The organism is Tardiphaga sp. (assembly GCF_025356345.1).
Taxonomy (GTDB): Bacteria; Pseudomonadota; Alphaproteobacteria; order Rhizobiales; family Xanthobacteraceae; genus Tardiphaga.
Genome location: NZ_JANXTC010000173.1, coordinates 1 through 4991 on the forward strand (window position 1 = coordinate 1; position 4991 = coordinate 4991).

At 65.6% G+C, this 4991-nt stretch carries 6 protein-coding genes; 4 read left to right on the plus strand and 2 right to left on the minus strand.

The features are described from left to right. On the minus strand, positions 1–712 hold a 712-nt coding region (locus Q0S16_RS10240; protein ID WP_295847807.1), incomplete at its 3' end, for a Plug domain-containing protein. Positions 713–1103: 391 nt separating this feature from the next. On the opposite strand from Q0S16_RS10240, the gene Q0S16_RS10245 reads away from it, so the two are divergent. From Q0S16_RS10245 to Q0S16_RS10255, 3 genes are all read left to right on the plus strand, one after another. Next, complete coding sequence (locus tag Q0S16_RS10245) at positions 1104–1844, plus strand: AzlC family ABC transporter permease (RefSeq protein WP_295847809.1); 741 nt, start codon at positions 1104–1106, stop codon at positions 1842–1844. Next, positions 1841–2158: an AzlD domain-containing protein gene (locus Q0S16_RS10250; protein ID WP_295847812.1), complete on the plus strand. Its 318-nt coding sequence runs from the start codon at positions 1841–1843 to the stop codon at positions 2156–2158. Before Q0S16_RS10245 ends, Q0S16_RS10250 begins: the two co-directional genes overlap by 4 nt. A 173-nt stretch (positions 2159–2331) precedes the next feature. After that, positions 2332–3006 carry a helix-turn-helix domain-containing protein gene (locus Q0S16_RS10255; RefSeq protein ID WP_295847816.1) on the plus strand — a complete coding sequence of 225 codons (675 nt, stop codon included), beginning with the start codon at positions 2332–2334 and terminating at the stop codon, positions 3004–3006. 105 nt (positions 3007–3111) lie between these two features. Here Q0S16_RS10255 and cycA read toward each other — a convergent pair whose 3' ends face one another. After that, positions 3112–3513 (minus strand): cytochrome c-550 CycA, encoded by a 402-nt coding sequence (cycA, locus tag Q0S16_RS10260; RefSeq protein WP_295847818.1) that lies wholly within the window; start codon positions 3511–3513, stop codon positions 3112–3114. A gap of 185 nt (positions 3514–3698) precedes the next feature. Between cycA and Q0S16_RS10265 the strand changes: the two genes are divergently transcribed. Continuing rightward, positions 3699–4991: FAD-linked oxidase C-terminal domain-containing protein (locus Q0S16_RS10265; RefSeq protein WP_295847827.1), on the plus strand; the 1293-nt coding region annotated here is incomplete at its 3' end.

The following is a 4991-nucleotide window of genomic DNA, read 5'->3' on the forward strand; positions in this document are numbered from 1 at the left end:
TCGCCGCGGCGACGCCGAACGAACTCGACGACACCGCGCCAAAGAGATGGAATTCCGCGCGATCGTCGCGATAGCCGATGTCGCCGTAGAAGCGGCCGAGCCGGGCGGGCGACGCCTTGCGCCAGCCATCGTCGGTCAGGCCCTGCGCCGCGATGTAGACGCCCCAGTTTCCCATCTCCGCGCCATATTGCAGGCCGCCCTGGCCGCGGCCGAACGAGCCGCCCTGGCCCTCGGCCTCGAGGCCCTGATAGGTAAAACCGTTTTTGGTCCGCAGGCTGATGGCGCCGCCGAGCGCGTTGAGGCCGAACACCGGATTGTTGGTGAAGATGTCGGCGCGCGAGATCGCATTGGTCGGGATCAGGTCCCAGTTCACGGTGTCGCCGAAGGATTCGTTGAGGCGGATGCCGTTCATATAGACCGCGATGCCCTGCGGCGTACCCTGCAGCGGCGATGCCGCGAAGCCGCGGTAGCGGATTTCCTGCTGCGCGCCATTGCCGTTTGGATCGGACAGCGACACGCCGGGCACCCGCTGGAACAGGGTGTCGGTGATGTCTGGCGAATGGCTGCGCTGGAAATCCTCGGCGGTGACGCTCGAGGTCAGCGACGGGATCTTGTCGCGGTCGACGCCCGGCCCCTGCACCGGCGTATTGGAGATCACCTGGATTTCCGGAAGCCTTTCCTGGGCCGTAGCGGCGAATGATAGCAGGGCCATCGCGCCTGCCATGGCCGCTATTGATATGAATCGATTTGCCATCGCGTCCCCCGATGTCGCGTCTGCGCGCGTTGACGAAAGACTGCGGGAGGAGACGGGGTTACTCAAACAAAATACCGCTGAAGCGGCGGGAATGTTTGGCGCGCGGATCGGGAAGAATTCCCGATGATGGGACTGCTGCGAACTGTCGTTCCGGGGCGCGGACGGCGTCAGCCGAACGCGAACCCGGAACCCCGAAACGTTCATCGTCCTATCCCGGGATTCCGGGTTCGCTCGCCGCTGGCGCGCTCGCGCCCCGGAATGACAAACTGAATTGCATGCCCTCCATGATACCCGCCCACCTTGACCCCTTGGCCGCCGGACTGCACGCTTGGAAAAAAGGCGGATCAACATGCACACGGGAATCAACAAGGCGCCGGCCTATTGGTCGAGCGCCGCTATCCTTCCCGGCATCGTTGCGATCGGCCCGATGCTGCCGGGCACACTGGCGTTCGGCATGGCGTTCGGCGCGCTGTGCGCGCAGAAACATTTTTCGCTGGCCGAGGTCGAGATCATGATGGCCACCGTCTATGGCGGGCTGTCGCAATTCGTCGCCGTGCAGTCCTGGCCGGACCGGTTGACGCCGTCGTCGATCGCGACGCTGGCGCTGCTGACGCTCACCGTCAATGTCCGCTTCATGCTGATGAGTGCGACGCTGCGGCCGTGGTTCGGCACGCTGCCGGCCTGGCAGGCCTATCCGTCGATGCTGCTGGTCACCGATGGCGGCTGGCTGGCGGCGATGCGCTACCGCGAGCATGGCGGCGCCGATGCCTGGTTCTATGTCGGCGGCGGCATCGTGCTGTATCTGGTGTGGCTGTTCTCGGCGATCCCCGGTTTCCTGCTCGCCGAGCAGCTCACCGATCCGCGTAAATACGGCGTCGACCTGGTGATGCCGGCGTTCTATGCGGCGATGCTGGTGCCGGCGTGGAAGGGCCCGCGGCGCGCCATTCCCTGGGTGGTGTCGGGCGTGGTCGCGCTGCTGGTGCACTGGCTGGTTGGCGGCTGGTGGTTCATCATCGCCGGCGCGCTGTGCGGCGCGATCTCGGCCGGGCTGATGGACGAGCCGGCGCCGGCCCACGGGGCCGCGTCGTGAACGAGTTCTTGCGCGGCGACATGATGATCGCCTTCGCCGTGATGACCGCGGTGACCGTGGCCTCGCGGCTCGGCGGCTACTGGCTGATGGGCTACGTCCATGTGACGCCGCGGGTCCGCCGCATGCTCGATGCGCTGCCTGGCTCGATCATCGTGGCGGCGGCGCTGCCGGTGGCGGTCAATGGCGGGCCGGTGGTGATGTTTGCCATCGTCGCCGCGATGCTGGTGACCATCATCCGGCGCAATGATTTCATCGCGGTGATCACCGGAATGGCGGTCGCGGCGGCGGCGCGCGCGATGGGATTCGGAGGATAATACCGGGCTCTAAGGTCGTAGCCGGGGTTGCGGCAAAACGTCTTGTCAACAACTCTGAACTAGTGTTCAGTTCTTATCGCGGCTGAATGCTGAAGCCGCCCAAAACCTTGAAGTCGTGCACGTTCTCTGACGGCCGGTCGGCCGCGGAGCGGTGCCGGGGATGAGAAACGCGCATGGTTTACCGGCGGACCCAACAGGTCGTGAAGCGCCTTGCCGCGCGGCGCAGCGCCATTCTGGCAGCCGCGCGGGATACCTGCGCCGATGGCGGCATGGCCGCCGTGCAGATCGCCCCGGTCGCGATCCGGGCCAACGTCGCCGCGGGCACGGTGTACCGTTATTTCCCCTCCAAGGCCGATCTGATTTCCGAACTGATCGCCGACGTTTCGCGCGACGAACTGGCCGCGATCCGCCGCGCGGCCGATGCCGCGCCGGGGCCGTCCTCGGCGCTCGCCGCCGCGGTGACCACGGTCGCCGTGCATGTGGTGTCGCACCGTAAATTGTCGTGGGGCATTCTGGCCGAGCCGGTCGAGGTCGACGTTACCGAATCGCGGCTCGCCAGCCGCCGCGAGATCGCCGGCGAAATCGAGCTGCGCATCAGCGCCGCGATCCGCGCCGGACATCTGCCGGCGCAGGACACCGCGCTGGCCGCGGCGGCGCTGCTCGGGGCATTGCACGAGGCGCTGGTCGGACCGATGGCGCCGGACAATCTCGACGATCCCGCCCGGCTGCGCGACGCGGTGCAGACGGTGACGCTGCTGGCCCTGCGCGCGGTGGGCGTGATGGACGCCCGCGCCCGCGGCTTGGTGGTGCAGGCGGTGCTGCCGACGCGAATGGCGGTCGGGGCGTAAGTATTTTTCGATTGTTGCTTCTGCAGTGCGGGCACAGTCAGAAGTGTCCCCTCCCCCGCAAGGGGGGAGGGGATAGAACAGCGGCCTTCGCGCTCTATAGCAGCGTTACTTCGCGATGACCTTGCCGTCCTTGTCGAACTGCGAGACGTAGGCCCAGAGGTCGTTGATCTCGGTTTCCTTCTTGATGCCGGCAAACGCCATCTTGGTACCGGGGATCTTGGCCTTCGGGTCCTTGATGTATTCCTTGAACACCGCTTCATCCCAGGTGATGCCGGAATTCTTGTTGGCGTCCGAATAGGAATAGCCTTCCGCAATGCCCGATTTGCGGCCGTTCAGGCCGTTGAGCTGCGGTCCGACCTTGTTCTTGGCGTTTTCGCCGATCGCGTGGCAGGCCATGCATTTGTTGAACGACGACTTGCCGGCGGCGAGGTCCTGCGCCGATGCGGCGGACGAGGCGGCGGTGCAGACGGCAGCGATAATCACGGCGCGACGAACGAAATTCTGCATGGAGGGCTCTTCTGTTGGGGCTTTGCAAAGGTATTTTTCGCACGCGAAACTTGCAACAAATTAGCGCGACTGGGCCGGAATGGCCAGCCGATGCTAGTGTGATGACCTACCCAAACGCGGCGGGACGTGCTTGTTTCCAAATTATGCGATCGCGCGATGAATAAAACAATAGCGGGAGAGACGACATGACGATCATGATGCCCGCGCCGGATCAGGCGGTACTCCGTCGCCGCGAAGCGATCGTGGCGGCGTTGCGCGCGATCGTGCCGGGCGAGGGCGTGATCTCCAGCGCTGCCGAAATGCTGCCTTACGAGTCCGACGGGCTGATGGCCTATCGGCAGCCGCCGATGGTCGTGGTGCTGCCTGACAACACCGAGCAGGTGTCGCGCGTGCTGCGCTACTGCTTCGACAATGGCATCAAGGTGGTGCCGCGCGGCTCCGGCACGTCGCTGTCGGGCGGCGCGCTGCCGCTGGCCGATGCGGTGCTGCTCGGGCTCGGCAAGTTCAAGCGGATTCGCGAGATCGATCTGGCCAACCGCGCGGTGGTCACCGAGCCCGGCGTCACCAACCTGGCGCTCAGCCAGGCGGTGGCGCATGCCGGCTTCTATTACGCGCCCGACCCGTCGTCGCAGATCGCCTGCTCGATCGGCGGCAATGTCGCGGAGAATTCCGGCGGCGTGCACTGCCTGAAATACGGCATGACCACCAACAATCTGCTCGGCTGCGAGATCGTGCTGATGTCGGGCGAGATCATCAAGGTCGGCGGCAAGTCGGCGGAGCCATCGGGCTATGACCTGCTGGGCATCATCACCGGTTCCGAGGGCCTGCTCGGCGTCATCACCGAAGTCACGGTGCGCATCCTGCAGAAGCCGGAGACGGCGCGCGCGCTGATGATCGGCTTTGCCGAAGTGGAAGAGGCCGGCAAATGCGTCGCCGACATCAACGGCGCCGGCATCATTCCGGGCGGCATGGAGATGATGGACCGGCCGGCGATCCACGCCGCCGAGGCCTTCGTTCATGCCGGCTACCCGCTCGATGTCGAGGCACTCTTAATCATCGAGCTGGACGGCCCGGGCGTCGAGGTCGACGAGTTGATCCAGCGGGTGGAAGCCATTGCGCTGGGCTGCGGCTCGACCACCTGCCAGATCTCGACCTCGGAGCAGCAGCGGCTGCTGTTCTGGTCCGGGCGCAAGGCAGCGTTCCCCGCGGTTGGCCGGATCTCGCCGGATTATCTGTGCATGGACGGCACCATCCCGCGCGCCGCGCTGCCGTTGGTGCTGCGGCGGATGAAGGAGATGTCGGCGAAATACGGGCTCGGCGTCGCCAATGTGTTTCACGCCGGCGATGGCAATCTGCATCCCTTGATCCTGTACGACGCCAACAAGCCCGGCGAGCTGCAGCGCGCCGAGGATTTTGGCTCGGATATCTTGCGGTTGTGTGTCGAGGTCGGCGGCGTGCTGACCGGCGAGCATGGCGTT